This is a genomic window from Neobacillus drentensis, assembly GCF_036962125.1.
Lineage (GTDB): Bacteria > Bacillota > Bacilli > Bacillales > Cytobacillaceae > Neobacillus > Neobacillus drentensis_B.
Genome location: NZ_JBALOA010000026.1, coordinates 23,292 through 49,126, shown reverse-complemented (window position 1 = coordinate 49,126; position 25,835 = coordinate 23,292). Strand labels below are relative to the sequence as shown.

Sequence of the window (25,835 nt, the reverse complement as noted above, 5' to 3'; positions counted from 1 at the left end):
GGAGAGCGAAGGACACTAGCCGTTGGGCGCTGGAGCTGGATTCAGAGAGACCAATAAAAAAAGAGGGGGACCAGTTTTTTAATCTGGCCTCCTCTTTTTATTGATCTTGCAGTTCTTCTTCGAAAAAGAATGTTTCTGGATGTTCCTTAACAATATACGAATACCTTTTCATGTTTTTTACATATTGTGATTTTAAAATGGTGACAACTTCTCCAGTTTCAATAATATTAACTGATTGTCCGTTTTTGTATAGATTGGTTGAGTTTTTCACTTTAACACCCCTTTACCTATTCCTTATTTATTATATCATAAAATCCTGAATCGCATTTCAAACGAAATTAGGATATTTATGTACAGATGGTTGGGAAACCCTTCATCCTTTCAATTAAGAAATTAATGTGTTATGCTTTTATAAAAGTGAGGTGTCATTTTGACCAATTATAAAGCAAAAAAAAGTAACCTCAAAGATCTACTATCAAAAAGCGGCATGGACCTGGAAAGTTTGGAAAGGAATACAAGTATTCCTCAAACTCAGTTAAACGACTACTTGTCAAAGAAAGTAATGAACTTAAATACTGCGATGACGATTTCTAAAGAATTAAATTGCCGAATTGAAGATTTATACACTTGGTCCTCAGAAGAGAAGAAAGCATAACAGCATTAAAACAGACTCTGGTAAAAGAGTCTGTTTTTTGTTTTAAAAAAAAGCACGCAATTCGCGTACTTTTTTCTTAATAATTAATTATTTAAATCACATTTTTCTAATGGAATAAACTTTGTTTTCTTTGTAAATTTATAGCCAAGCCAAACAATAAGGAATAATGGAAGGCCGATATAGGAAACTAAAACACCATTCCAATCAATTTGGCCACCAGTGAAGGCAGAATAATTTTGACCTAGGACAACCACTCCACAAACGATAAAAGCGAAGATCGGACCAAATGGGAAGAGATTTGATTTATAAGGAAGCGTGCTAAGGTCTTTTCCTTGGGCAATAAATGCTTTTCGGAAACGATAATGACAGACAGCAATCCCTAGCCATGCAATAAAGCCTGACATACCTGAAGCGTTTAACAACCAGACATAAACGGTTCCGTCACCAAAGAATGAAGCAAGAAAGGCAAGGGTTCCCACTAGGGTGGTTGCAATCAAAGCGTTAACTGGAACACCTTTTTTGTTTAGTTTTCCAAGGAATTTGGGGGCTTTACCTTGACGTGCCAAATCCCAAAGCATCCTTGTTGAAGCATACATGCCTGAATTACCAGCTGATAATACAGCCGTTAAGATAACCGCATTCATGATGGAGGCAGCGAAAGCAATGCCAGCCTTTTGAAATACTAAAGTAAATGGACTTACAGTAATATCGCCATTTGCTAAATTACCATTTGTATATGGAATAAGAAGTCCAATCACTAAAATTGCGAATACATAAAACAATAAAATACGCCAGAACACTTGTTTTACTGCACGTGGAATAGCTTTCTTTGGATCCTCTGTTTCACCGGCTGCAACGCCTAATAGTTCAGTTCCTTGAAAGGAAAACCCCGCAGCCATAAAAATCCCTAGCATCGACATAAAGCCTCCGTGGAAAGGAGCGTCACCAATGGTAAAGTTTTTGAAGCCTACTGCAGTATCGCCCATAATTCCAAAAATCATTAACGTACCTGTTATGACAAAAATAATTACTGTTACTACCTTTATTAATGAAAACCAATATTCTGCTTCTCCAAATCCTTTAACAGAAAGGTAATTTAATAAAAACATGATAACTAGAAAAATTCCGCTCCAGATAAATGAAGGCGTATGTGGAAACCAGAATTTCATAATCATTGTAACGGCAGCAAGTTCCGCTGCAATCGTGATTGCCCAGTTATACCAGTAATTCCATCCTAAAGCAAAGCCAAGGGATGGGTCGACAAATTTAGTCGCATACGTACTAAAGCTCCCTGCAACAGGCATATAGGCACCCATTTCTGCCAAGCCCTGCATAAGAAAGTAAACCATAATACCAATAACTAGGTAAGAAATAATCGCACCGCCAGGGCCAGCGGAATGGATCGCGCCACCGCTCGCTAGAAACAACCCTGTTCCAATCGTTCCGCCGAGTGAAATCATTGTGAGGTGACGAGATTTTAAACTTCTTTTTAATTCTGTTGAATCCTTGTTTATCGTTAAATCACTAGAATATTCCTCTTCTTTTAACACTCTTGCAGTTTGCATTGTCTTGACTCCTTTTTAATTTTTTTTTCGCGAAGGAGTTTGGAATACAAAAATGCCATCGAGGAATAATCGATGGCATTGTTAATACCCCGCATCATACCTTCCGAAAGATAGCTCAACACGCATAGCTGGTAGGACTATACGTGACAGTTCTGTTCCTATTCGGAGACAGCCCCAGCATGCTTTTTAGAGAAGAAAGCACACTTCGGCAGCTTTTCCTTTCAAACGGAGTCATGGATGTCTCTCATCTCGTCCGCCTTACTAATAAAAACCGCGACCTCTACCTCATCGGTTTGATGAGGATTTATTATGATTAAATTAATATATTAGTATACTATAAGATTTATCATCATTATGTCAATAGGAATATCCTAATTGGAAATATACAGATAATTTATTTAATAAAAATAAATTTTTTATTTTACTTTAAGAACGAGAGTCGGTATTATTTTTAAATATAATTGATTGTCGGTTTGTTTTAGGAGGAATTTTACCATGCAGATTGTTGGAATAATGTTGGGATCTCTTATTGTTGTGGTTGCGTTTAATCTTTTTTTAATCCCACATGAAGTTTTGAGCAGTGGATTAAGCGGAATTTCCATGATATTAGGGATGATTTCACCGATTAATACAGGGGTGGCAAATTTCCTGCTAAATTTCCCATTATTAATTATTGGATATAAGATGTTAGGGAAAAAGTTTATTGCAAACTCGATTTTTTCTGTAATCATTATCTCAATAGGACTTTATCTAGTTCCTACTTATGCTATTGCAGACGATAGAATTCTCTCATCAATTTTTGGTGGTGCATTAACCGGTTTAGGTGTTGGCATTGTTTTTCGTAGTTCCGGATCGACAGGTGGATTTGATATTATTGGGATGATTGTAGCAAGAAAAAGAGATTTTCCAATTGGTGTATTACTTTCAGGCATGAATGCGGTTGTCATTGTGATTAGTGGATTTTTGTTTGATTGGGATTCTGCTCTTTATACGTTAGTCTCTATTTATGTGACAGGTAAAGTAGTCGATGCCATCTATACCGATCATGCCAAATTAACGATGATGATCATTACTGAAAAAGGCGAAGAGATGAGAAATCATTTGCTGAAGAATTTGTATCGCGGTTTAACCATCATGGATGGGGTAGGCGGTTATTCAAATAACCAGCGGAATGTATTGATTACCGTTATTTCAAGATATGAGCTCAATGAAGTGAAAAACTTAATTACAGAGGTCGATTCCTGTGCTTTTGTGAATATTACAGAAACAATTGAGGTTATGGGACTGTTTCATCGGCCACATCCATAAAAAAAGGATTGCAGCTATTTCTTAGTGCAAGCCTTTTTTATTGGGTATTTTCTCTTTTTTTTACCCATTTCATCAGAACTTCAATCACTTCTTCAAGTTCCTTCCCTGCGGGAGTTAGCTCATAAATCACTTTTTTGGGTGAGGTAGCAATCACTCTTTTTACAATCAACCCTTCATTTTCTAATTCACGTAAACGCTCTGTTAATAGCCGATCAGAGATTCCAGGGATCGAAGTAATGATTTCATGGTACCGCTTTGGACCAGCCAGGAGAGAAAAAATAACTGAACCCATCCAGCGTTTACCAATAAATTCAATAGCTCGATGAAATGTGGTACATATATGCTTTATTTCTTCTGCAGTATGAGTCATACAATTCTGGTTGTTAGGTTCCATCATCTAAAATCCCACCTTTTTCTGTTATCATATCATAGTTTTATTACTTGACGAAAGGAACTTACTAATAGTAAGATGAATTAGAACTTACTATTAGTAAGTTAATTTTATTAGGGGGAAATTACTCATGCAATCAACTTTAACGAAAAGTTTATCTGAAGTGATTAAAGAACGTCACTCAGTTAGAAAATATGATTCCACATATAATATTTCTAAAGAAGAAATTAAAGATATGTTAACTGAAGCAACACTAGCACCATCCTCTAGTAATCTACAGCCTTGGCGTTTTATTGTCATTCAAGACCAAGAAACAAAAAAGGAACTTAGAGCAATCGCCAATAACCAAGAGCAAGTAGAAACAGCATCTGCGGTTATTGCGGTTTTAGGTGACAAGGAAATGTATAAAAATGTAGAAAAAGTGTACCGTAGTGCCTACGAAGCAGGTTTTATGGATGAGGCAAATATGAATAGACTCATAGAAGGCACCAATAAAACGTATCCTTATGCGCCAGAAGAAGTCTTGAAAAATATTGCATCATTTGATGCAGGGTTAGTGTCGATGCAGTTGATGCTAATAGCAAAAGACAGAGGATATGACACTGTTCCAATGGGTGGTTTCGATAAAGAAAAATTCGTAAAGATGTTCAATGTAGAAGATCGTTTGTTTCCAATTGTGTTAATTTCCGTTGGGAAGGCTGCCGCGCCGGCTTTTAATACCACGCGACTACCTTTGGAAGATGTTTTAATAGAATATAAGTAAAAGACAAGGCGCATGAATGAATTTCATGCGCCTTAATTTTTAGTTATTAATATACTTTTCAAATACATAGCCGAAATCTTTTACTATGTATTGTTTTTTGCTGTCTTCTAACCATTGAAAGGCTGCTTGATTGAGCATTTTAAATTGAACAACCAAATTGCCGTCTGCATTTGTCATTCGACCTAATGTTGTGGAGGCAACATCGAGGCTTTGTTTAGCAAATTGAAGGGAAATTTCATTTTCATGTGAGATTTCAGAAATCTTAATTAAAGCTTTATATAGATCCTTTACTTCTTCAATATGTTTCTTATGGACGTCAATAGAGAAAGGCACGGAACCAATTTTAAATTTTATTTCAACATCAAGGTCGACCGTTCCAGCTGTTTCGAGATGTACATCTGAAATTCTGTTTGTTGCATAGCTATAGCGGTAGAGCATCCGCTTTTTGCTAGTGGCGCTTGTGCCATCTAAATGGATGAGGGCATTGTTTGTAAAACAGTATTCATCAGACTTCGATTTAATCAGAAAATAAATTTTCTCATCATCTTCATGCATGACATAATCGTCAGCGTCCACCTTATCATAATTCTCGGGTTTAATGACCGAACCCACATCACTTAAGCCTAAAATATCCGCAGCTACTTTACCAAACATGGATAATCAACCTCACTTTTTTTATTTATTCCATCCATTTTTACGAATGGCGGATAAGAAAGTTTCACCTGTATCCAAAAAACTTTATGTGTTAAAAGATGATCATATGCGCAATTTGGACTTGAAACATAACTAACCTGTAAAACTGCTTAATTAACAAAAAAGCGGAAAATCACTTGATGGTTTCCAACTAATATTAGAAAATACACTATAGACATATTAAAATCTGTAACAGAAAGGATAGAGGACAATGCGGCCGATAATTTTAGGTATCCTTGCGGCATTCTTTTTTGCATTTACATTTATCCTTAACCGCTCCATGGACCAGGCAGGGGGGAGTTGGATTTGGAGTGCCTCATTAAGGTATTTCTTTATGGTCCCGTTTCTATTCGTAATAGTCATGGGGAGAAAAAATCTGAAATCATTGCTTTTAGAAATGAAAAAGCGACCGGGTGCTTGGTTAGTGTGGAGCACAATTGGATTTGGTTTATTTTACGGACCGATTTGTTTTTCAGCTGCCTATGCACCTGGCTGGCTGATTGCTGCCACTTGGCAGGTAACAATTATTTCGGGATCGATGCTTGCTCCGCTTTTTTACGAGACGGTTATGACAGGAAAGGGACCAAGCCAACAACGGGGGAAAATTCCTTTTAGAGGCTTAGGAATGTCATTAATTATCCTCCTTGGAATTATACTAATGCAGTTAGACCAAGCAAGTCATATTTCACCCGCTGCGATATCCCTTGGTGTCACTCCGGTGTTAATTGCCTCTTTTGCTTATCCACTTGGTAACAGAAAAATGATGGATATTTGCGGGGGACGACTCGATGTTTTCCAGCGTGTTTTAGGGATGACGTTAGCTAGTTTGCCGTTGTGGGCTGTATTATCTTTATATGGACTATTTACGGTTGGTGCGCCTAGCAAGGGACAAATCGTACAATCGGGCCTTGTCGCTGTATCCTCAGGAGTGATCGCCACGATCCTGTTTTTTAAAGCAACCGATCTGGTTAGAGGAAACATGCAGAAACTTGCTGCAGTGGAGGCAACACAATCAGTTGAGGTTTTATTTGCTGTTGCAGGAGAATTGGTACTTTTGAAAAGTGCGCTCCCAACAATCCTTTCTTGGAGCGGGATGATTTTGGTTATGGCTGGAATGGTCCTGCACAGCTCACTTTCGCATATAAATAACAAGAAAAATGATCAATCCTTATCCGCGTAGAGGGATAAGGATTGATTTTTGTTATCCGTTTAAAAATGGTCGTAACTTTTCAATGGTTTCTTGGACCTTTTCAGCATTTTGTTTATACATTGCCTTTGATTTTTCGCAATCAGTCTCAAGAGAAAAAATTTCCAAATCAGCCTGTACTTTTTTTAGCGTGGCCATTAGAAGTGGACGCTGGGCTGGTGCTGGTACCTGAATGGTATCATCATACAGGTCGACCGTTAGTTCTCCATATGAATCCACTTGTCCAAGAAAGACATTATCAAGTGTTGCGTTTAGCTTATCTAGCTCTGTGTATAACCAGCCTCTGCCTTTTCCCGCACATCTTAACGATTCATCCACAATATTGCCATCCATGATTACCGTTTGTGGTTCGTGCTCGTTCGGCATTTTCATTTGTAGATCTTTGGGTGTTAAGGGTTGGTTTTCCTTTTTTAATAATGCGCTTAAGTTTCCACGCGGTTCCAAGACCGCAAATTCTACGTCAGCGAATTTAAAAATATTTTTCTGCCGGAGGAGAGCTGATAATTCGTCAATGGTATATTTCTCTTTTTTTAAATTTTCTTCTAATATTTTTCCATCCTTAATCACGACGGTACTTTTTCCTTCAGCGAAATCACTAAATTTTTTACTTTTAATGGCCAAGAAATTTACTAAAAAAGTAACAAATCCAAAAACAATTAGCGCTAGTGCTCCATGAAACATATTTCCTTCTAATCCAGTAACAACTTCACCGGCGATACTGCCAATCGTAATACCAGCAACATACTCAAAGAAGGAAAGTTCAGAGATTTGTTTCTTACCGAGTATCTTTGTGGTAATAAATAAGAGTACCAAGAAGACTAACGAACGGCCAATAATAAAAAACCAATCTGGCATCGGTTCTCACCTCAAGATTTATGAACCTTTATATTGGGGTTCATGACGTTCAAGTTCCAAAACGCGATATTGGAGATCCTTCTTTACCTCCCCAATTGTTAAGGAAGCTTCATGAAAAATAGCTTGTGCACCCGTATCAATGGAATTTAAGGCAAAGGAAGACAATTGTGCTTCGATGCCTTTAATCGTAGAAAGACATTGCTTGACATTGGAAGCGATTGTCACTATCTTAACATCCTTTCCTATCGGGACTATATATCAAAAAGGGGTTGGCTACCGCCAACCTGACACTAAATTATTGATTATATTGAGGTTCTTCTTTTAGGATCTCTTGAAGACGTGGTTCAAGACTATCAAGGACAGATTGAGTTTGTTGGGCAGCTTGTTGATAGAGCTGCTTTGCGTTTTGGTTGTCAGTGGCAAGGGCGAAGCCTTCAAAACTGGCCTGTGCACTTTTTAATCCAGCTAGTGCTTGTTTTACTTGTGTTCCTACAGTCATTTCATAATCCTTCTTTCTTGATGTAAAATTATCATGCAAAAATAGTATGTGGAGAATTTATAGGTATATGTATCTTGCAAAGAGACATTTATTACCTGATGAAGTTGCCAAATGGAAAAAAACTGTTGTCTGAATGTTCTAGAAACTTTTCTTTTAGGATTTACGTCAAATGTTACAGGTATATTATTTTTCGATAAGAAGGAAGGTGAGAATTTTGCAATTAATCAAAAGGAAAGAGTCGTCTGGAAGTAATCATGTAAAAATGGTAGCGTATACGATTATTTTGTTTATAAGCAGCCTGTTTGTCCCTTTTATTGCAGTAGCAACTTATCAAAGTGTGGTTTATTTTTCACGAGCACAATGGTTTTTTTCGACACCATTTTCTGCTTATATCACGTTTATGAGTGGAATGATTTATCTTGCTGTTATTTTAACTTTATACCTTATTTTTAGACAGCGTTTTGAAGGGTCTTTGTTTAAAGTGATTTTTATCGTATTGCTTCTATCTAGTATCCCTGCTTTTGTATTAAGCTTAACCAACTATTATTATCTGGATAAAGAGGGCATTCATTATAATAATTTGATGGGTTTTGATGAAAAGGAATATAGATGGGATAAAATGGCGAGAGTACATATTATTTACCGAAATCATCAAGGAACAACTGGTTTTTACAAGTACAGATTTGAAATGAAGGATGGTAGTGATATTATGATTCCTTATAATGAGAAATTGGCTGAACATAAATGGAGGGTCGAAGAAAAAATAAAAGAAAACAATATACAGGTAAGTGATAATTTTAATAACCCAATTGTCGATTAATAAAAAAGTCCTCCTTCTATTGTGAAGGAAGACTTTCCACTATATTAGGACCTGTTCCAATACAAGAGGATGCAATGCCTTGGTTTGATCGAAAAAAATAAATCCATCATACCGCTTTCCGATATTGGAGGGAACATAATTGCCAAATTGTTCGTATTCTGGCCGATAGACAACACCGATGGCTCTATGACCAATTATCGTCGAAAATTCATCACGGTTCTGATCAGAGAATAGCAAATACTTATTTACGGCACCAGACTTATGCATAAGTGATTCCCAACTCCCAAGTTGAGCAGGAGGTACCTTTGTGATTTGAAAGTCACTTCCCCATTCAGTTGAGGCGATTACCGTGCCACTATAGGTTCCAAACCCAACGATAAAGACATTATCTTCCCCATTTTGTTCTCTAATGATTTGTCCAACATTTACCATTCCTTCATCCTTCATGTCGGTGGCCCTGGCATCTCCGACATGGGTATTATGCTCCCAGATAATGACCTTTGCATCTTTCCCGTAGAAGTTCATTATTGTGTTAAGGGCTTCAACCATGTGCTGGTCACGAACATTCCATGACTTTGAATCACTTTTCACCATGGTTCGGTAATATCCCTCCGCATTAGTGGTAACAAGGGCATTCACTTCCATATTCAAGCTGCTTTCCTGTTCGTCGTCAAACTTCCATTTGTTTTTCCTGATGGATGCGAGAAGCTCAAGAGCTTCTTTTGTACAATCTTCAGAAAGATATCCCGCAGAAACAGCATATTTTTCATGATTGCGGTTAAATGGTTCAAAGCAGGAGAATGCATTTTTGGCTTCCTTAAGGCTAGAGGAATTTGTCTTTTCCAGATATTTAATTATTTCATCCATACTTTCCCAAAGGCTATATACATCCAAACCATAAAATCCGACTTTTTGTGCACTTTTATTTTGTTGATTATAATCTTTAAGCCACTCGATTAATCCGATAATTTCTTCGTTAGCCCACATCCAGGTTGGCCATCTGTTAAAACTCGTTAGGACGCTACGTACATCCTTTGTTTGTTGGTTAAAACCTTTAATATATTGATTGACACTCTGGCAGGATGGGAAGTCACCTTCCACAGCTATAAATGAGAAGCCTTTTTCTTTAATGAGTCTTTTCGATAATTCTGCCCGGAGTGAATAAAACTCTGAGGTTCCATGAGAAGATTCTCCAAGCAGCACGTATTTTGCATCACCAATAGCGTCTAAAATTGGGTCAAGATCGTTAACGGTGTCAAAAGGTTTTGCATATTTACTGATAGCTTTAATCATAGGGTGGAGCATCCTTTCCTACGAGACTTAGTATAGATAATATCCCCTTAACCTACCTAACCTAAATATCCAATAATTCACATAAATGACACAAGTAATGCGTAAATTCAAAAAATTCCGTGATATAATCTAATTGTAGAAGATAGATAAAGATAACATCTTAGGAGGCTCAACCATACGTGTTCGTTCCGTTAGTGAACGAGTAGTAAGGTTTTTCCTTAACAATCAATCAATGGGTAGGTGGAGCGATTGATTCTAGTTGGAAGGGTATAATCTTCAACAAATTCCTTCAAGATTGGTGACTATGTATTCCATAGCAACAAATCAGCAAAGGAAAATAACTCTTACACTTATTAGACGAAAAGGAAATTGCCACATATTAAATCAAGTGTTATTAATGCCTTGGGACTGATATATTATTTTTCTACCTATGATTCATACGTAGAAAAATTGCTCACAACCCAATATGATTCTACGGTAAATAGAGTCATAAGCAAACTTGATAACATTCTTTCAAATAGTATAAAAAAACTATTTGAAAATGGATGATACGTGGTACTTAAAGTCTAATAAGCTAAATGGTTGAAGTGTTACAAGGTTAACTTTCAACATAAAGAATCATTGCCAAGAAGCCGAATAATCCAATTGATGGAGTAATAAGTCTCAATCGGTAGTTACCGAAAAATTTGTTTCTTTTAGGAATTTGAATTCCATTTAATTACATGTGAATTAATTCCTACAACGGAACAAACACACATTGGCGGATCAATTAATCACATTTATTTTGAAATTAAAATTAAAATAAATGGATATATGATAATGAATCAGCTAATGTCATGGTTGGGTCTCCTAAGGTGTTAATAAAATTAAGGTGTTACTTCAAAATTGAGGTAGCTCCTTTTTATTTTCTTATAGAATAGAAATAATTAAGCATTTCATTATAATTAGCAACAACAATTCGATATAATATAACTAGGAAGTTAATTTTGAAAGGGGCCAGATAATGTCAGGATTACAAGAATTGAATTTAATTGAACAACAGGAAGCGATTATGGCAAAAATTCAACATCGAAAACTAACAAAAAGAAAAATCCTCCAACGCATTTTATTAATCACACTTGGGGCCATCCTCATGTCAGTGGGGCTGGAGATTTTCCTTGTCCCCAATAATGTAATTGATGGCGGAATTACTGGAATCTCGATTATGCTCTCTTATGTAACAGGATGGAAATTAGGGATGTTCCTCTTTATTCTCAATATACCTTTCTTCTTTATTGGTTATAAACAAATAGGGAAAACCTTCGCCTTATCCACACTTTACGGAATTATTATTCTTTCCATTGGAACAACACTACTTCATCCAGTTCCAGCTTTTACACAAGATATCCTCCTAGCAACCGTATTTGGGGGTATAGTCCTAGGAGTAGGGGTAGGTTTGGTCATTCGTTATGGTGGTTCTTTGGACGGAACTGAGATTTTAGCCATTCTTTTTAATAATAAGCTGCCATTCTCAGTTGGGGAAATTATTATGTTCTTTAATCTATTTATTCTGGGCTGTGCAGGTTTTGTCTTTACATGGGACCGTGCCATGTATTCACTGATTGCGTATTTTGTAGCTTACAAAACGATTGATATTACCATAACAGGTCTCGATGAATCGAAATCGGTGTGGATTATTAGTGATAATGCAAAGCAAATTGGTGACGCAATTATGAATCGTCTGGGTCGAGGTGTCACCTATATTAATGGGGAAGGCGCTTATTCAGGAGATGATAAAAAAGTCATTTTTTGCGTGATCAATCGTCTTGAAGAAGCAAAATTAAAGGAAATTGTAACTGAAAATGATGATAGTGCATTCTTAGCAGTTGCAGATATCGCCGAGGTCCGTGGAGGAAGATTTAAGAAAAAAGACATCCATTAGAATCCAAGAAAACTTGGTTTCTTTTTTTTGAGGGGAAAAGGATATGCTAAAAGGGAATTTTGTCGTTATAAAGAAGAAATTACAATTTGCTTGTAGATTTACTTTGATTCGTGTCGGTTAATGCTGAAATTAGGGGTTATATGAATAGAGGTTTTGTCGCACCTTGCGCTTACCTAGGAAATATATTCGCAAATTATGAATTATTTCCAAAAAAGATGACAGATAATCCTGCCACCTTTTAAAAAGACTTATTTAGAAAGCGCTTTCTTTGGTGGTTTTTAAAATAAAAGCTCGAAAACTTCGTTCAATTCCTTCGCTCTTTTTTCATCTTGCTCCTGTTTTGCATAATTAATTTCTTTCGGAAGCATGTTATTTAAAAAATTAATTTCCTTTTGGTTTAAATCACGTACAAAGTCCCCTTCAGAAGGATAGTGTCCTTCTGAAAGCTTGCGGTAAATATGTTTTCCTTCAGAATGATCATCCGTATAGTTTGACAAAGTTTCTCTTAAGTAACCCAATGTGTTATCCATTTTCACACCATTCCTTTCCCCTCATGTTTTTTAATCAGACATTATATATATTCGTCAGAAAGGAATAGAAATATTACCCGCATTGAAATAAAAAGAAGCCTCTTCATTTTGAAGAGGAGAGCATCTTGACCGTATTACAGCTTTGAGCATGTTATTACCCGGTGACTTAAAATATCCTGGTATTTTAATACTAAATTTCCATGTTCATTTAAAACCTGAAATAATTCAGGTTCAAAATTTGCTGAGAAATTAAATTCAGTTGTTGTATTTCCAACACCTAAGTCAGTTTGGTTGGCTTTTATAACAATTTCTTGGAATCCTGCCTCATGAAATAGGTTTCGCCAATCATCTTCTAACAATAAAGAGTCCAATGCATAAAAATGGATGATTTCCGATTCTTCAACTGGACTAAGCTTAGCATTTATTGTCATTTCATTTGCAATCAAACGCCCGCCTTTTTTTAAAACTCGGAAAAATTCCCCTAATGCAGCAGGTTTGTTGACGAATGCTAAAACAGATTCAGATAAAATAAAATCAAAGGTATTGTCTTTAAAGGGCAGTTTTTCAATGGACCCTTGGATTAGTTTAATCGGTATATTCAATGATTGAAAACGTATTTTTGCCTTTTCAATCATGATTGGATTAATATCAAGACCAACTACCTTTGCAAAATAGTGCTGATATAAATATGCAGCTGTTTGGCCGGTGCCGCAGCCTGCATCTAAAATACGTGACTTATTGGTAATGTTTTCACTAGCCAAAACTTTTTGTGTTAATGGGATTCCACCTGGATGTGCGCCACCCACTCCAAATTTGGCTAAGAAGTCAAAATAAGTAAATCCTCCCATAAAAAAAGACACCACCTCAATTATCTTTTAACATTTTATGAAAGGAGGAGGTAAGAGGTTCTTTTTATTTGTTGCAAGGTAAGTTTAGATAAAAGTATTATGTAAACTGTTTTGAATTCCATACCAGTAACTAACTAATTATCTATTTACTACCTACTAATATTCTCCGTCAAAACGAGCAAATTAAGGAAGTGGAAGGGTAATTCCTTTCCATTTCAAATTGAAGGAGTGCTTTCGATGAAAAATATAAAAGTTCAGCCGTTTTTCAAAATGTTTGCAAGAAAACGAAAAAGTAGAGGAGCTATGTGGGCATCTCTATTAGGCATTGGTTTAAGTGCTGCTGTTTTTGGAGTGACAAAGGGAAAACGTAAGGACCTTGCACTTCCTTTTCAAAATGTATTGAGAAATTTTACACCGAAAACAAACCTTAATCTAATGGATAACGCTGCCATAACCGAATTTTCAGAAGAACTATTGATGAGTGCCTTGAATAAGAAACATTAAAAAAAGTCCGCACTTTGTTGCGGACTTTTTAATACCTAGGAGCAGGAATCTTCTTGGGTATGTAATTAATATTTTCGGAAGAGTAAATTTTAATGATTAACAAATGGCCTAAGGTCCTAGCTCTAATTAAAATAGGTTGATTATAATTATTTTTAAACTCAAAGTCAGGCCCGTACCAACTTACAGTCGCATCCCGGCCAGGTGGTATATAGGGGACCTTTCTTGAATGAGAAAAACGTTCAACAATCTTCATTCCTGCATTGTCGACGGCATTATAAAGGGTGGAGGAAACCTGACATATACCGCCGCCAATGTCTTCAGAGAACTCTCCTTTAACAATAACTGGAGCACGCAAGTATCCCTTCGCAGCCGTCCGCTTACCGACAACTCTGTTAAAAGAAAATGTTTCACCAGGAAAAACAACATGATTATTAATCGCAGTGGCTGCTAGTTGAATATTGTTTGATCTTTTTTTATTTCGTGGATTATAAGAAGTAACATAACGCCCGATTCTCATGCTGCGTATATCACTTAGCAACTCACTATCCACCTTTGGATATACAGTAAGGAAAGGTAATTCTAATTTTGCTTTTCTAGAACTAAATAGATAAGCATAAAATTGTTCCGTAAATGCCTGTCGATGAATTCGAGTTCCTGTTTGTTCTGATTGAATCATACCATTTTGATCCAAGCTTGCATTTATAGGTGAATTTGAAAATTGCTTATCTAAGTTATCTAAAAACTTATTGTACTTATTAGTATTTATTAAGGGCGGCCCCGGTTGAGGAAGGGTAAAATCCTCACGTTTTATAGTGGTTATGGTATGGCCATCCTTCGTAATCGTTAAATGATCAGGTGGTATTCCCTGTTGGTACGTTAGGATAAATCCCAATATTAAAGGTAAAAACATATCTTACATCCTCCCTGATAATAATATTGGTAGAAATTTGTTATTTCATGTAATACAAAGCAATTTAACTTGCTAAATAATAAAAACATTCATTTCCATTTTTCACTTTACAAATATCTAAAAATACATTATTATCATTATTGATAATGATAATAAAAACCAGGAGAATTAAATATGACTAATGAAACAGCAGTTGACGTTATTTTACACCCTGTTCGAATGAGAATTATCCAATATCTAATTAATCAGAAGCTTACTGCACAACAATTAAAAGAATTGCTTCCAGATATCCCGCAGGCATCCATGTACCGTAATCTAAAAAAATTAGTTGAGTCGGGAGTCATTCATATTGTCGATGAGATTCCAAATCGAGGTACAGTCGAAAAAGTATATTCCATACATAATCCGAGCAAAGCCTCGATTAGCCCTGAAGACCTAAAAAAGTTTTCAAAGGAAGACCATATGAGCCTTTTTATTAAATTTATGGCCAATTTGATGGGTGAATACGAACGCTACTTAGAACAAGAAAGTATCGACTTAGTTGCCGACGGTGTCTCGTTCAGGCAGACATCGCTCTTCTTTAGTGAAGAAGAGTACGCAGATTTTATTAACGAGCTTTCATCTATTTATTTAAAAGTACTAAAAAATGAACCCAAAGAGGGCAGGAGAAGAAGGACAGTTGCCACTATTATGATACCTGAAAAAAAGAATGAACAATAGGGGGATACAGAGATGAATTCTTGGGAGAAGGAAGTAACAATCGAAAGCAAAGTAGCATTAAAGGGGACATTATCTTTTCCAGAGAACAGGAAGGAAAAGACACCAGCTATTCTTATTATTGCTGGTTCAGGCAAATTAGACCGGAATGGAAAAGTCAATAAGAAGCTTGATTTAAAGCTTTATCAGCAGATTGCTGACTATTTAACCTCGTTAGGTTTTATTAATTTACGTTATGATAAACGGGGGGTTGCAGCAAGTGAAGGGGATTTTTTAACAACAGGACTCTGGGACTTAGTTGATGATGCGCAAGCAGCTGTTCATTTTTTAAAAAGCCTTCCTGAAGTGTACGCTGAAAAAGTAATTGTCCTAGGCCATAGTGAAGGCTGTATGATAGGGACAGCAGTAGCTGCAAGAGAGGACCTTGGTGGTTTGATCTTACTTTCAGGTGCCGTGGAAAGATTAAGTGAAGCGCTGAAAAGGCAGAGAGATCTTGCCAAGGAAGATATAATCCATGCCAAGGGTTTTCAAGGGAATTTGCTACGCTTATTGGGTGCCCATAACAAAGTAGAAAAACAAGCGCAAAAATATATTGATAAAGTTATGAGCTCATCAAAGGATGTAACCAAAGTTAATCTAATTAAAACAAACGCAAAGTGGATGCGGGAGCATTTTCTTTATAATGTAAGAGAAGATTTAGCCAAAGTTACTTGTCCGGTCCTTGCAATCACAGGGGCACGAGATTATCAAGCAAATCCTGAGGTACTCAAAGACCTGCCTTTATATGTAAAAGGGGATGCGCAATTTCATGTAGTGGAGAATATGGGTCATTCCTGTAAGTATATTACAAAAACCTCAACAATATTTTCTGTAAAAAAAGATATTATTGCTGAATCATCCTTGCCTATTCATCCAGAACTAGAAAAATTGCTTAAACATTGGCTGCAAGAACATTTCAACAGCATTTCTACAGAAGAGGCAGTAATCATCTAAAGAATTGAAATAGATAATAAACTAGCTATTTTGGACCATCAAATTGATGGTTCTATTGTTTTTTACTGAAAAACTTGTTGAAATATAGTATATTTATAGATGATAACAATAGAATAGAAAAGTGCTAGCAGCTTGCTAATGAACTAATAGGAGTGTTTATCATGTCTGAAAACGAAAGAATTCAATTAAACGTTAGGATTACCAAAGAAACATCGAAGTTATTGGATGAAATTGTCGAATATTACCAGCAAGGATTAAAGCTAGGCAGAATTTATAAAGGGGATGTACTCACCGATATTATTGAAAAATCTCATGAAGTCATGAACAAACAGAAGAGATCTTTTACAAAAAGGTTTTAACTGCCACCTAATCATACACTAAATTTAATAGAATATTTAGAATTTAATTTGAATATTTGTTATTTACAGGTATAATTATGTTTATAACATACCAACTGGTTAGTATGAGAAAGGGAGTGGAAATGTTGGATTTTTCATATTCTCAAAGAGTGAAAGAGTTGCAGGAAAAATTAACTGCTTTTATGGAGGCGAATGTCTATCCTAATGAGCGTATTTACGAGCAGCAATTAAACGAACAAGAAAGCCGTTGGAGTGCAGTCCCGCCAATTATGGAGGAACTGAAAGTAAAGGCAAAAGCGGAAGGTCTCTGGAATTTATTCTTACCAGAGAGTGAATATGGGGCTGGATTAACTAATCAAGAATATGCCCCTTTATGTGAAATCATGGGACGATCGTTAATCGGTCCTGAGGTGTTTAATTGCGGTGCTCCTGACACTGGAAATATGGAGGTTATCGTACGCTATGGAACAGATAAACATAAAGAACAATGGTTAAAACCATTGCTAGCAGGCGAGATTCGTTCTTGTTTTTCAATGACAGAGCCCGCTGTTGCGTCTGCAGATGCGACGAATATTGAAGCGAGGATTGAAAGAGTCGGCGATGAGTATATTATTAATGGCCGAAAGTGGTGGTCATCAGGTGCGGGAGATCCACGATGTAAGATAGCCATAGTGATGGGGAAAACAGATCCGTCTGCAAACAGGCATGAGCAGCAATCGATGATTCTTGTTCCTTTGGATTCTCCTGGAGTTAAAATTGAACGAATGCTCCCAGTCTTCGGTTATGACCATGCCCCTCATGGACACGGAGAAATCACCTATGAAAATGTTCGCGTCCCCGTTGAAAATATTCTCTGGGGAGAAGGGAAAGGGTTCGCGATTGCTCAAGGCAGACTAGGTCCGGGCAGAATCCATCATTGTATGAGATTAATAGGCGCAGCAGAACGAGCTTTAGAGGAATTGTGTAAGCGTGTTCAAAGCCGGACAGCCTTCGGTAAAACATTAGCACGGCAAGGGGTAATTGGAGAATGGATTGCCGATTCGAGGATTGAAATTGAACAAGCGAGGCTGCTAACTTTAAAAGCAGCCTATATGATGGATACCGTTGGCAATAAAGAAGCGAAAGCAGAGATTGCGATGATTAAAGTGGTCGCCCCGTCCATGGCATTACGTGTCCTTGATCGCGCTATTCAAGCTTTCGGTGCTGCGGGTGTCTCGAACGATTTTACACTTGCGGCCCAGTGGGCAAATGCAAGAACGTTGAGATTAGCCGATGGGCCTGATGAAGTACATCGTGCACAGGTGGCAAAGCTTGAATTGAGGAAATATCAATAGACTTTTAGACATGAAGAAGGGTTGGAAGAATTTATGAGATTACTAGGAAAAACAGCGATTATTACTGGCGGAGGCGGCGGGATTGGCCGCTCGACCGCCATCCGCTTTGCCAAAGAAGGGGCAAAGGTTGCTGTAGCTGATATTGACTCCGCCATTGGAGAAGAAACAGTTCGTCTAATAAAAGAAGTGGGTGGAGATGCAATATTTGTCAGGACAGATGTAATTGATTCAGACCAAATTAAAGCGTTAATTAACACCACAACCAGCACTTTTGGCGCCTTACATATTTTATTCAATAATGCGGGTGTGGGGAATTCCGAGGTACGAAGTGTAGATTTGGCTGAAGAGGAATGGGATCGGGTGATTGACATTAATCTAAAAGGGGTTTTCCTTGGAATAAAATACGCCATCCCTGAATTAATTAAAGCAGGAGGCGGAGCGATCATTAACACTTCCAGTCTGCTCGGCTTAAAGGGACAGAAATATGTGTCAGCGTACAATGCATCAAAGGCAGGGGTTGTCATGCTGACACAAAATGCTGCACTCGAATATGGAAAGTATAATATCAGGGTCAATGCGATTGCACCGGGAGTGATCGATACCCCGATTATTGACCATTGGAAGCAGAATGAACGAAAATGGCCAATAATCTCACGTGCAAATGCGCTTGGGCGGATTGGGACACCAGAAGAGGTGGCCAATGCTGTATTATTTTTAGCATCCGACGAAGCCTCGTTTATTACAGGTACCACTCTGTCTGTCGACGGTGGCGGCTTAACCTTTTAGGCAATCGCCTTTGTTAATAAAACATTTTGGGAGGAAACTCAATGAGTGGAAAGCAAGTCTGGCTAGCCTATTATCCGGAGAGCATCGAATCAAATGTTACGATTCCAAATAAGCCGTTAGGACAAATCCTTGAGGAGACCGCGGAAAAATATCCTGATAATAGTGCTCTCTCTTTCTATGGAAGGAAATTTACTTACCAGCAATTAAACTTGCTAGTTCGGACCTTTACTTCAGCTTTGCAGCGAAATCAGGTTCAAAAAGGTGACCGAGTGGCAGTTATGCTGCCGAACTGCCCGCAGTATGTCATTTCCTATTATGGAATTCTAACAGCTGGAGCGATTGTGACCCAAGTGAACCCAATGTCGGTCGAACGAGAGCTTGAATATATCCTTAAGGATTCAGGAGCAGAAACCATTGTTGTCCTTGATGCCCTTTATCCAAGGGTGAAAAGTGTGCAAGCACAGACCAAGTTGAAAAATATCATCGTTGTCAGCCTCCAGCCATCAGGAAACGATTTTGCTCCAGACAGAACCTTTGAGAGCTTCTTAGCTGAAAGCACCGGAAATGTGCTCCCTGTTGCCTTGGTACCCGAACATGATGTGGCCGTCCTCCAATACACGGGCGGCACGACTGGAAGGTCTAAAGGAGCAATGCTGACTCACCGAAATGTTTTAGCCAATGTCATTCAGTGCTACGAGTTCTTTAAGGAAGAAATGGAAATAGGCAAAGAGCGATATTTAACGGTTATTCCTCTCTTCCATGTATTTGGAATGAGTTCCTGTATGAACCTATCGATTTATACAGCCTCAGAATCCATCATGCTCCCTCGCTTTGATTTAGAGGAAGTGTTAAATACGATCAAAAATGAACAGCCAACGGTTTTCCCTGGTGTTCCTACGATGTATGTGGCAATTACGAGCCATCCACGGGCTGAAGAATACGGGATTAACAGCATTAAAACGTGTAATAGCGGCAGTGCGCCAATGCCGCTTGAACTGCTGCGCAGCTTTGAAAAGAAGACCGGTTCAAAAATCTTAGAAGGGTATGGATTGTCTGAGGCATCACCAACAACCCATTGTAATCCGCCTTTTGCAGAGCGGAAACCAGGCAGTGTAGGGATTGGAGTCCCTTCCACTGAGTATAAGATTGTCGACTTAGCCACTGGAACAGAAGATGTTCCAGTGGGAGAACTAGGAGAGGTCATTATTAAGGGACCGCAGATTATGAAGGGCTATTGGAATATGCCAGAAGAAACGGCTCATACCCTCCGTGACGGCTGGTTATTCACAGGCGATATTGCCAAAGTAGATGAAGAGGGTTATTTATATATCGTTGACCGTAAAAAGGATTTAATCATTGCGAGTGGATTTAATGTTTATCCACGTGATATAGAAGAAATCCTTTACGAGCATCCAGCCGTCCAAGAGGCGGTATGCATTGGAATTCCCGATCCGTACAGAGGAGAAGATATTAAAGCAGTGATTGTATTAAAACCAGGCAATACCGTTAATGAAGAAGAAATCATCCAATATTGCAGAAAAAACCTAGCCGCCTATAAGGTGCCGCGGATTGTGGAATTCCGTGACCAATTACCTAAAACAAATGTTGGAAAAATACTACGCCGTGCTTTAAGAGATGAAATAAAAAATAAATAAAAGCTTTAAATGTGAATGCTGCTAATTTTAATAAGGCAGAAATCCTCGTTTGTACTTAAAGGGGCGTTATAGATTATGATATAATTCTCAATAGACATTTTAGAGAATGCGGGGACATAATGTGAAAGACAAAATTACAGCTCAAAGCATCCGATTATTTGAAAAAAAGGGATTTTCTGAAACATCCATTCAGGACGTTGTGGATTCTCTTGGTGTGACCAAAGGTACATTCTACTACTACTTTTCAAGTAAAGAAGAATTGCTTATGGATATCCACCTTGGGTATATAGATGGATTGCTTAATAATCAGGAACAAATAGTAGCAGATGCTACGAAATCATATAAGGAAAAATTATCTGCAAATGTTTATATGCTCATTACCAATATCACTACCCAAGGTCCGGCAGCTAAGATTTTCTTTCGGGAAATGAATAATTTAAGTTCCGAGCACCTTGAATTAATTGCGCAAAAAAGAGACCAATTCCGTCTAAATATTGAAGGGTTAATTCGTGAAGGCATTGAAAAAGGCGAGTTCCGACCTGAATTAAATGCACCAATCATAACAATGGGGATTCTTGGTATTACTAATTGGAGTTATCAATGGTTTAATCCCGATGGAAAGTCATCTGACATTGAAGTGGCCGAGATATTTGTTGAAATGATATTAAAGGGAATCCAAGTTAATTAAAAAATGGAATGAGGGTTTTTGTGGAAAAGGCCCTCTCTTTTTAAGCAGTAAATACCAACCGGTCAGTATCGATTGTATTTTCCAAAATGAGAGGAGGATTTCCATGCCACATCAAATGAGCAAAGATACCATTCCTGTCCGAAAAGGAGAGGAATTGAACCTTGCTGCGCTTGGGGAATTTTTACAAGAAAATATCAAAAATTTGCCAGGTGGTCCCCTTGAAATCTTACAATTTTCTGCAGGGCATTCAAATTTGACGTATCAAATAAAAAAGGGGAATTGGGAAGCCGTACTTAGAAGGCCTCCACTGGGACCAGTAGCACCAAAAGCTCATGATATGGAGAGAGAATATAAAATTCTCTCAGATTTGCATCCTATTTTTCCAACTGCTCCAAAGCCACTACTATTTTCTAATAATGAATCGATTGTTGGCAGTCCTTTTTTCTTGATGGAAAGAAAAAACGGATATGTGATTGATACATCCTTTCCAGATGGAATCTCAGTTACAGATGACCTTTGTCGGAATCTATCGGAAATAATGGTTGACCGGCTTGTGGAATTACATTCACTAGACTATAGACAAACAGGCCTTGCTCACATCAGTAAGCCGGCCGGGTTTATGGAAAGACAGGTTCATGGGTGGATTGGGCGCTATGAACGGGCGCAAACGGATGAAATTGCTTGTCTGGAACAATTGAAGAAATGGCTAATTAATCATATCCCCCAAAAACATGAGTCGACCATTATTCATTACGATTATAAATTCAACAATGCGATGTTTAATGAAGATTTTACCCAGATGGTTGGTTTGTTTGATTGGGAAATGACCACCGTCGGCGATCCGCTAGCAGATCTTGGCGTGGCAATGGGCTACTGGAATCAAAATGACGATTCTGATCTGTTGATAAGGGGGTTAGGGAAAGCACCGATTACCGCTGTTCATGACGGTTTTTTCACAAGGAAGGAATTTATTGATCTTTATGCGAAAAAAAGCGGGCGGGATATTACTAGTTTCAATTTTTACTTAACCTTTGCGTATTTTAAACTGGCTGTCATTGGCCAACAAATCTACTATCGCTATAAAAAAGGGCAAACAACAGACCCTCGTTTTGCCAATTTTAATTATTTCGTCAAAAATCTACTACAGCATGCTGCGAGTGTCGCCGATGAGAGGTATTAAAAGGGAGCTGGGTGTGAATGACCAAGATTCATCTTCTTATGAAGAAAGAAGACATCCAAGAGGATAAAATTGCAGAAGGAAATAAAATAGCGGTAGTTTTAGATATACTTCTTGCAACAACCACTATTGTATCCGCTTTAAAGGATGGCGCAAAGGAAGTAATTCCAGTATTACACAGCAACGATGCACTCGAACAGGCAAAGCTGTTCAAACAGGGTGAATATGTTCTAGCTGGAGAACTAGATGCTAAACCGATTGATGGGTTCGTTTATCCTAGTCCCACATTAATCCGCGACTCCATCAAAGGTAAAACGTTAATATTGTCGACGACAAACGGCACCGTTGCATTAAGAAAATCATCATCGGCAGATAAAGTCTATATTGCCTCGCTGCTCAATAATCCTGCCGTGGCTGGCGTTATACAGAAAGTAATAGAGGAGCACACCATTCTCATTATTTGCTCTGGAAATTCTGGAGAAACTAGTTTAGAAGATTTTTATGGGGCCGGCCATTTAATTGATTGCTTAGTGAAAAATAATGAATATGAATTAACGGATGCGGCGAAAGCGGCGTGGTATTTTTACCTGGGACAAGAAGATGCCTACAAAATATTACTAGATTCCTATGTTGGAAGCCTCCTTGATAAATATGACCAGCAAGCGGATTTAAAAATCGCTGCTTCAAAAGGCATAACGTCGATTATCCCGATATTACAGAATGGAAAAGTCGTGGTCGAAACAATATATTCTGTTTAAAGGTGGAGATCTTTATGAGGTTTGCACAAACCATTGCCTTAGTGACAGGTGCTGGAAGTGGAATTGGCAGGGCGACAGCTATTCGCCTGGCTAATGAGGGTGCAAAGGTAATCGTAGTGGGCAGAACGAAGCAAAAGCTCGAAGAAACAGCTGAAGCAATTAATAAAAAAAGTAGAATTCCATTGGCAGAGGTTTTCGCTGCAGATTGTACTGATGCAGAGGATGTCGCTGAATTAGCCGAGTATGTTGAGCGCTATTATGGTGATTTGCATGTTTTGGTGAATAATGCTGGGGGATCTAGAAACTCAAGAATTTTGAACATGTCAGAACAAGAATGGGACGATGTCCAAGAGATAAATTTGAAAAGTGTGTTTCTCGTATCCAAATCGCTTGGGAAAATCATGGTTGAAGGGGCACAGCGCCAGGAGCATAATCGGGCCATTGTTAATGTGGCCTCATTATCCGGACACCAAGCGGGAGCGGAAATCCCGCATTACAGTGCAGCAAAAGCAGGAGTGATTAATTTGACAAGGTCACTTGCTTTGGAATTAGCCCCCTATGAAATTCGTGTTAACTCCGTTTCGCCTGGCTTTGTCGAGACCCCATTGACAGAAACGGGTTTAAAAAATGACCGGTTTGTCAAAGCCATTCAAAAAAACACGGCTTTACGTAGAGTGGGTAACCCCGAAGAAATCGCCAGTGTCATTGCTTTTGCCGCCTCACATGATGCCTCCTATATGACCGGTTCTGATTTGTTGGTTGATGGCGGCTGGTTAATCAAATAATTAATGTTATTAAATATAAACGGAGAGGAAGATGAAGATGAGCCAAGCCCATTTATTAATTGAAAAACTAGGTCCCGTGTTATCTTTGACATTAAACCGTCCAGAAAGCCTAAATGCATTTAGCCCTGAGATGATTTTAGGATTAAAAGATGCGCTTACGAACGCACAAGATGATGAAGATATCCAGGTGATTGTTTTATCAGGGGCTGGTCGTTCCTTTAGTGCTGGCGGTGACGTGAAGACGATGGGGCAGGCAGATTCTAATCAAGTATACGAGCATATCGGGAAGCTAAATGAACTTATATTATTAATGAAGGACACCGAGAAGCCAATTATTGCTGCCGTGCATGGTTTCGCCGCGGGAGCCGGATTCAATTTGGCCCTTGCTTGTGACTTAATTGTTGCTGCTGAGGACAGTAAGTTTGCCCTCAGTTTTTCACAGGTTGGATTAATCTCAGATGGCGGCGGTTCCTATTTGCTGCCGAGGTTAATAGGGCCGCATTTAGCGAAACAATTCTTTTTTACGGCCGAGCCCATTGCAGCTGAGCGGCTTTATCAGCTTGGTGTGATCAACCATTTAGTGCCTGTAGAAAAACTTCAGGAAGAAACCACAAAGTTTGCGTTAAAATTAGCGCATGGGCCTGGCAAAGCCTTTGGAAAACAAAAGAAATTAATTGACCAATCTTTTAACTCTACCCTTGAGGATATTCTTGAGCAGGAGCGGTTGATCCAGACATTAATGGTACAAACCGAGGACCACAAGGAAGGAATTACAGCGTTTAAGGAAAAAAGGAAACCAGCATTTAAAGGAAAATAGGAGATGACAGTGATGAAAGCAATTCAATTAACAGAGTATGGCGGCCCTGAAGTTTTAAATATAGTGGAAATTGAAAAACCGGTCCCAACCGGTCATGAAGTACTAATTGAAATCAAAGCAATTGGTGTGAACTATGCCGACACCGCGAGGAGAGAGGGGCAGTATGTTGTTAAAACACCGCTGCCTTTCATTCCTGGGGCTGAAATCGCAGGTGTTGTCGCTGCTGTTGGAGACCAGGTGACGAAAGTGAAACCTGGAACTAGAATTGTTACGTTAATAGAATCTGGCGGTTATGCTGATTATGCATTGGCTGATGAGCGGGCCTTGATTCCCATCCCTGAACAATTAGATTTTCATACCGCTGTTGCACTGCCGCTTCAAGGCTTGAGTGCCTATCATATTTTAAAAACTATGGGCCGGTTAGAAAAAGGAGAAAGCGTCCTCGTTCATGCCGCTGCTGGTGGTGTTGGAACGATTGCGGTTCAGCTTGCCAAATTATTTGGAGCGGGTAAGGTAATTGCTACAGCCAGTTCAGAGGAAAAATTGGCATTAGCTCGAGAAATGGGTGCAGACGTTTTGATCAACTATACGGAGCCTGATTGGGAACAGCAAGTTTTGGAAGCAACAGGCGGCAAAGGCGTAAATGTGGCACTTGAAATGGTCGGCGGGGATGTTTTTAATAAAACCGTCAAATGTCTTGCTACGTTTGGGCGCTTGGTTGTATTTGGAGCAGCAAGCGGTGAACAAAGCAAATTCTATCCGTCTTCCCTGATGGCAAGAAATCAATCTGTAATCGGCTTTTTCCTGCCACAGATTATGAGAAAGCCGGAACTTCTTCAGCCAAGTTTAGTAGAATTACTTACCTACCTCGGTGCCGGAAAATTAAAGCTAACCATCGGCGGGGTATTTCCATTAGTGGATGCAGCAAAGGTCCATACACTGTTGCAATCAAGGAAAACGCAAGGGAAATTAATATTAGAGCCGTAATTTAAACGAAATCAACT

At 38.4% G+C, this 25,835-nt stretch carries 30 protein-coding genes and 1 riboswitch; of the genes, 19 read left to right on the top strand and 11 right to left on the bottom strand.

Annotated elements, in window-relative coordinates; genetic code table 11:
* Positions 1-97: 97 nt before the first annotated feature.
* Positions 98-271: a hypothetical protein gene (locus V7121_RS20215; protein WP_335503645.1), complete on the bottom strand. Its 174-nt coding sequence runs from the start codon at positions 269-271 to the stop codon at positions 98-100.
* A gap of 159 nt (positions 272-430) precedes the next feature.
* Between V7121_RS20215 and V7121_RS20210 the strand changes: the two genes are divergently transcribed.
* Positions 431-655 carry a helix-turn-helix domain-containing protein gene (locus V7121_RS20210; RefSeq protein WP_335503642.1) on the top strand — a complete coding sequence of 75 codons (225 nt, stop codon included), beginning with the start codon at positions 431-433 and terminating at the stop codon, positions 653-655.
* 83 nt (positions 656-738) lie between these two features.
* On the opposite strand, the gene V7121_RS20205 is transcribed toward V7121_RS20210, so the two are convergent.
* The gene (locus tag V7121_RS20205; RefSeq protein ID WP_335503639.1) at positions 739-2,220 is read right to left on the bottom strand and encodes an amino acid permease; all 1,482 of its coding nucleotides are present in this window, start codon (positions 2,218-2,220) and stop codon (positions 739-741) included.
* 103 nt (positions 2,221-2,323) lie between these two features.
* Positions 2,324-2,511, bottom strand: a riboswitch (Lysine riboswitch).
* A 204-nt stretch (positions 2,512-2,715) separates the two neighbouring features.
* On the opposite strand from V7121_RS20205, the gene V7121_RS20200 reads away from it, so the two are divergent.
* Positions 2,716-3,528, top strand: a complete 813-nt coding sequence (locus V7121_RS20200) for a YitT family protein (protein ID WP_335503716.1) — start codon at positions 2,716-2,718, stop codon at positions 3,526-3,528.
* A gap of 37 nt (positions 3,529-3,565) precedes the next feature.
* Here the strand turns inward: V7121_RS20200 and V7121_RS20195 are convergent, their stop codons facing one another.
* A complete protein-coding gene (locus V7121_RS20195; RefSeq protein WP_335503713.1) occupies positions 3,566-3,925 on the bottom strand; it encodes a winged helix-turn-helix transcriptional regulator in 360 nt (119 codons plus the stop codon).
* A gap of 124 nt (positions 3,926-4,049) precedes the next feature.
* Between V7121_RS20195 and V7121_RS20190 the strand changes: the two genes are divergently transcribed.
* A complete protein-coding gene (locus V7121_RS20190; RefSeq protein WP_335547591.1) occupies positions 4,050-4,682 on the top strand; it encodes a nitroreductase family protein in 633 nt (210 codons plus the stop codon).
* Between the two features lie 39 nt (positions 4,683-4,721).
* On the opposite strand, the gene V7121_RS20185 is transcribed toward V7121_RS20190, so the two are convergent.
* Positions 4,722-5,336 carry a PH domain-containing protein gene (locus tag V7121_RS20185; protein WP_335503707.1) on the bottom strand — a complete coding sequence of 205 codons (615 nt, stop codon included), beginning with the start codon at positions 5,334-5,336 and terminating at the stop codon, positions 4,722-4,724.
* A gap of 250 nt (positions 5,337-5,586) precedes the next feature.
* Between V7121_RS20185 and V7121_RS20180 the strand changes: the two genes are divergently transcribed.
* Positions 5,587-6,555 (top strand): DMT family transporter, encoded by a 969-nt coding sequence (locus V7121_RS20180; RefSeq protein WP_335503704.1) that lies wholly within the window; start codon positions 5,587-5,589, stop codon positions 6,553-6,555.
* 21 nt (positions 6,556-6,576) lie between these two features.
* Here the strand turns inward: V7121_RS20180 and V7121_RS20175 are convergent, their stop codons facing one another.
* The 3 genes from V7121_RS20175 to V7121_RS20165 form a co-directional block, all read right to left on the bottom strand.
* Positions 6,577-7,437 carry a DUF421 domain-containing protein gene (locus tag V7121_RS20175; protein WP_335503701.1) on the bottom strand — a complete coding sequence of 287 codons (861 nt, stop codon included), beginning with the start codon at positions 7,435-7,437 and terminating at the stop codon, positions 6,577-6,579.
* A gap of 18 nt (positions 7,438-7,455) precedes the next feature.
* The gene (locus V7121_RS20170) at positions 7,456-7,662 is read right to left on the bottom strand and encodes a DUF1657 domain-containing protein (RefSeq protein WP_335503698.1); all 207 of its coding nucleotides are present in this window, start codon (positions 7,660-7,662) and stop codon (positions 7,456-7,458) included.
* 70 nt (positions 7,663-7,732) lie between these two features.
* Entirely contained in the window at positions 7,733-7,936 is a 204-nt protein-coding gene (locus tag V7121_RS20165; protein ID WP_335503695.1) for a DUF1657 domain-containing protein, read from the bottom strand.
* 214 nt (positions 7,937-8,150) lie between these two features.
* Here V7121_RS20165 and V7121_RS20160 point away from each other — a divergent pair, with 214 nt between their 5' ends.
* A complete protein-coding gene (locus V7121_RS20160) occupies positions 8,151-8,756 on the top strand; it encodes a hypothetical protein (protein WP_335503692.1) in 606 nt (201 codons plus the stop codon).
* Between the two features lie 39 nt (positions 8,757-8,795).
* On the opposite strand, the gene V7121_RS20155 is transcribed toward V7121_RS20160, so the two are convergent.
* Positions 8,796-10,049: an erythromycin esterase family protein gene (locus V7121_RS20155; protein ID WP_335503690.1), complete on the bottom strand. Its 1,254-nt coding sequence runs from the start codon at positions 10,047-10,049 to the stop codon at positions 8,796-8,798.
* A 1,051-nt stretch (positions 10,050-11,100) separates the two neighbouring features.
* Here V7121_RS20155 and V7121_RS20150 point away from each other — a divergent pair.
* Positions 11,101-11,970 carry a YitT family protein gene (locus V7121_RS20150; RefSeq protein ID WP_420490641.1) on the top strand — a complete coding sequence of 290 codons (870 nt, stop codon included), beginning with the start codon at positions 11,101-11,103 and terminating at the stop codon, positions 11,968-11,970.
* Positions 11,971-12,248: 278 nt separating this feature from the next.
* Here V7121_RS20150 and V7121_RS20145 read toward each other — a convergent pair whose 3' ends face one another.
* Both V7121_RS20145 and V7121_RS20140 read right to left on the bottom strand, forming a co-directional pair.
* Entirely contained in the window at positions 12,249-12,500 is a 252-nt protein-coding gene (locus tag V7121_RS20145; RefSeq protein ID WP_335502973.1) for a sigma-G-dependent sporulation-specific acid-soluble spore protein CsgA, read from the bottom strand.
* Positions 12,501-12,634: 134 nt separating this feature from the next.
* Positions 12,635-13,348 carry a class I SAM-dependent methyltransferase gene (locus V7121_RS20140; RefSeq protein WP_335502976.1) on the bottom strand — a complete coding sequence of 238 codons (714 nt, stop codon included), beginning with the start codon at positions 13,346-13,348 and terminating at the stop codon, positions 12,635-12,637.
* 237 nt (positions 13,349-13,585) lie between these two features.
* Between V7121_RS20140 and V7121_RS20135 the strand changes: the two genes are divergently transcribed.
* Positions 13,586-13,852, top strand: a complete 267-nt coding sequence (locus V7121_RS20135) for a hypothetical protein (protein ID WP_335502979.1) — start codon at positions 13,586-13,588, stop codon at positions 13,850-13,852.
* Between the two features lie 28 nt (positions 13,853-13,880).
* Here the strand turns inward: V7121_RS20135 and V7121_RS20130 are convergent, their stop codons facing one another.
* The gene (locus V7121_RS20130; RefSeq protein ID WP_335502982.1) at positions 13,881-14,762 is read right to left on the bottom strand and encodes a VanW family protein; all 882 of its coding nucleotides are present in this window, start codon (positions 14,760-14,762) and stop codon (positions 13,881-13,883) included.
* A 174-nt stretch (positions 14,763-14,936) separates the two neighbouring features.
* On the opposite strand from V7121_RS20130, the gene V7121_RS20125 reads away from it, so the two are divergent.
* The 12 genes from V7121_RS20125 (at position 14,937) to V7121_RS20070 (ending at position 25,818) form a co-directional block, all read left to right on the top strand.
* On the top strand, positions 14,937-15,482 hold the full coding sequence (locus tag V7121_RS20125; RefSeq protein WP_335502986.1) for a helix-turn-helix domain-containing protein: 546 nt from the start codon (positions 14,937-14,939) through the stop codon (positions 15,480-15,482).
* 12 nt (positions 15,483-15,494) lie between these two features.
* The gene (locus V7121_RS20120; protein ID WP_335502988.1) at positions 15,495-16,472 is read left to right on the top strand and encodes an alpha/beta hydrolase; all 978 of its coding nucleotides are present in this window, start codon (positions 15,495-15,497) and stop codon (positions 16,470-16,472) included.
* A 161-nt stretch (positions 16,473-16,633) separates the two neighbouring features.
* Positions 16,634-16,831, top strand: coding sequence for a hypothetical protein (locus tag V7121_RS20115; RefSeq protein ID WP_335502991.1), 198 nt, complete (start codon positions 16,634-16,636; stop codon positions 16,829-16,831).
* A 125-nt stretch (positions 16,832-16,956) separates the two neighbouring features.
* Positions 16,957-18,165, top strand: a complete 1,209-nt coding sequence (locus V7121_RS20110) for an acyl-CoA dehydrogenase family protein (protein WP_335502995.1) — start codon at positions 16,957-16,959, stop codon at positions 18,163-18,165.
* Positions 18,166-18,198: 33 nt separating this feature from the next.
* Positions 18,199-18,951 carry an SDR family NAD(P)-dependent oxidoreductase gene (locus tag V7121_RS20105; protein ID WP_335547589.1) on the top strand — a complete coding sequence of 251 codons (753 nt, stop codon included), beginning with the start codon at positions 18,199-18,201 and terminating at the stop codon, positions 18,949-18,951.
* 41 nt (positions 18,952-18,992) lie between these two features.
* Positions 18,993-20,606 (top strand): long-chain-fatty-acid--CoA ligase, encoded by a 1,614-nt coding sequence (locus tag V7121_RS20100; protein ID WP_335547587.1) that lies wholly within the window; start codon positions 18,993-18,995, stop codon positions 20,604-20,606.
* Positions 20,607-20,727: 121 nt separating this feature from the next.
* A complete protein-coding gene (locus V7121_RS20095) occupies positions 20,728-21,294 on the top strand; it encodes a TetR/AcrR family transcriptional regulator (RefSeq protein WP_335503004.1) in 567 nt (188 codons plus the stop codon).
* A gap of 103 nt (positions 21,295-21,397) precedes the next feature.
* A complete protein-coding gene (locus tag V7121_RS20090; protein ID WP_335547585.1) occupies positions 21,398-22,474 on the top strand; it encodes a phosphotransferase family protein in 1,077 nt (358 codons plus the stop codon).
* Between the two features lie 17 nt (positions 22,475-22,491).
* Positions 22,492-23,229, top strand: a complete 738-nt coding sequence (locus V7121_RS20085) for a 2-phosphosulfolactate phosphatase (RefSeq protein ID WP_335547583.1) — start codon at positions 22,492-22,494, stop codon at positions 23,227-23,229.
* 14 nt (positions 23,230-23,243) lie between these two features.
* Entirely contained in the window at positions 23,244-24,014 is a 771-nt protein-coding gene (locus V7121_RS20080) for an SDR family NAD(P)-dependent oxidoreductase (RefSeq protein WP_335547582.1), read from the top strand.
* Between the two features lie 37 nt (positions 24,015-24,051).
* Positions 24,052-24,831: an enoyl-CoA hydratase/isomerase family protein gene (locus tag V7121_RS20075; protein WP_335503083.1), complete on the top strand. Its 780-nt coding sequence runs from the start codon at positions 24,052-24,054 to the stop codon at positions 24,829-24,831.
* A 12-nt stretch (positions 24,832-24,843) separates the two neighbouring features.
* On the top strand, positions 24,844-25,818 hold the full coding sequence (locus tag V7121_RS20070; RefSeq protein WP_335503014.1) for a quinone oxidoreductase family protein: 975 nt from the start codon (positions 24,844-24,846) through the stop codon (positions 25,816-25,818).
* Positions 25,819-25,835: the final 17 nt, after the last annotated feature.

What these genes read in the sequence shown, in the direction of transcription:
- V7121_RS20205 (WP_335503639.1), bottom strand. Translation starts at nt 2,220, where the DNA reads ATGCAAACTGCAAGAGTGTTAAAAGAAGAGGAATATTCTAGTGATTTA.
- V7121_RS20200 (WP_335503716.1), top strand. Translation starts at nt 2,716, where the DNA reads ATGCAGATTGTTGGAATAATGTTGGGATCTCTTATTGTTGTGGTTGCG.
- V7121_RS20195 (WP_335503713.1), bottom strand. Translation starts at nt 3,925, where the DNA reads ATGATGGAACCTAACAACCAGAATTGTATGACTCATACTGCAGAAGAA.
- V7121_RS20190 (WP_335547591.1), top strand. Translation starts at nt 4,050, where the DNA reads ATGCAATCAACTTTAACGAAAAGTTTATCTGAAGTGATTAAAGAACGT.
- V7121_RS20185 (WP_335503707.1), bottom strand. Translation starts at nt 5,336, where the DNA reads ATGTTTGGTAAAGTAGCTGCGGATATTTTAGGCTTAAGTGATGTGGGT.
- V7121_RS20180 (WP_335503704.1), top strand. Translation starts at nt 5,587, where the DNA reads ATGCGGCCGATAATTTTAGGTATCCTTGCGGCATTCTTTTTTGCATTT.
- V7121_RS20175 (WP_335503701.1), bottom strand. Translation starts at nt 7,437, where the DNA reads ATGCCAGATTGGTTTTTTATTATTGGCCGTTCGTTAGTCTTCTTGGTA.
- V7121_RS20165 (WP_335503695.1), bottom strand. Translation starts at nt 7,936, where the DNA reads ATGACTGTAGGAACACAAGTAAAACAAGCACTAGCTGGATTAAAAAGT.
- V7121_RS20155 (WP_335503690.1), bottom strand. Translation starts at nt 10,049, where the DNA reads ATGATTAAAGCTATCAGTAAATATGCAAAACCTTTTGACACCGTTAAC.
- V7121_RS20150 (WP_420490641.1), top strand. Translation starts at nt 11,101, where the DNA reads ATGGCAAAAATTCAACATCGAAAACTAACAAAAAGAAAAATCCTCCAA.
- V7121_RS20145 (WP_335502973.1), bottom strand. Translation starts at nt 12,500, where the DNA reads ATGGATAACACATTGGGTTACTTAAGAGAAACTTTGTCAAACTATACG.
- V7121_RS20140 (WP_335502976.1), bottom strand. Translation starts at nt 13,348, where the DNA reads ATGGGAGGATTTACTTATTTTGACTTCTTAGCCAAATTTGGAGTGGGT.
- V7121_RS20135 (WP_335502979.1), top strand. Translation starts at nt 13,586, where the DNA reads ATGAAAAATATAAAAGTTCAGCCGTTTTTCAAAATGTTTGCAAGAAAA.
- V7121_RS20130 (WP_335502982.1), bottom strand. Translation starts at nt 14,762, where the DNA reads ATGTTTTTACCTTTAATATTGGGATTTATCCTAACGTACCAACAGGGA.
- V7121_RS20125 (WP_335502986.1), top strand. Translation starts at nt 14,937, where the DNA reads ATGACTAATGAAACAGCAGTTGACGTTATTTTACACCCTGTTCGAATG.
- V7121_RS20120 (WP_335502988.1), top strand. Translation starts at nt 15,495, where the DNA reads ATGAATTCTTGGGAGAAGGAAGTAACAATCGAAAGCAAAGTAGCATTA.
- V7121_RS20115 (WP_335502991.1), top strand. Translation starts at nt 16,634, where the DNA reads ATGTCTGAAAACGAAAGAATTCAATTAAACGTTAGGATTACCAAAGAA.
- V7121_RS20105 (WP_335547589.1), top strand. Translation starts at nt 18,199, where the DNA reads ATGAGATTACTAGGAAAAACAGCGATTATTACTGGCGGAGGCGGCGGG.
- V7121_RS20100 (WP_335547587.1), top strand. Translation starts at nt 18,993, where the DNA reads ATGAGTGGAAAGCAAGTCTGGCTAGCCTATTATCCGGAGAGCATCGAA.
- V7121_RS20090 (WP_335547585.1), top strand. Translation starts at nt 21,398, where the DNA reads ATGCCACATCAAATGAGCAAAGATACCATTCCTGTCCGAAAAGGAGAG.
- V7121_RS20085 (WP_335547583.1), top strand. Translation starts at nt 22,492, where the DNA reads ATGACCAAGATTCATCTTCTTATGAAGAAAGAAGACATCCAAGAGGAT.
- V7121_RS20080 (WP_335547582.1), top strand. Translation starts at nt 23,244, where the DNA reads ATGAGGTTTGCACAAACCATTGCCTTAGTGACAGGTGCTGGAAGTGGA.
- V7121_RS20075 (WP_335503083.1), top strand. Translation starts at nt 24,052, where the DNA reads ATGAGCCAAGCCCATTTATTAATTGAAAAACTAGGTCCCGTGTTATCT.
- V7121_RS20070 (WP_335503014.1), top strand. Translation starts at nt 24,844, where the DNA reads ATGAAAGCAATTCAATTAACAGAGTATGGCGGCCCTGAAGTTTTAAAT.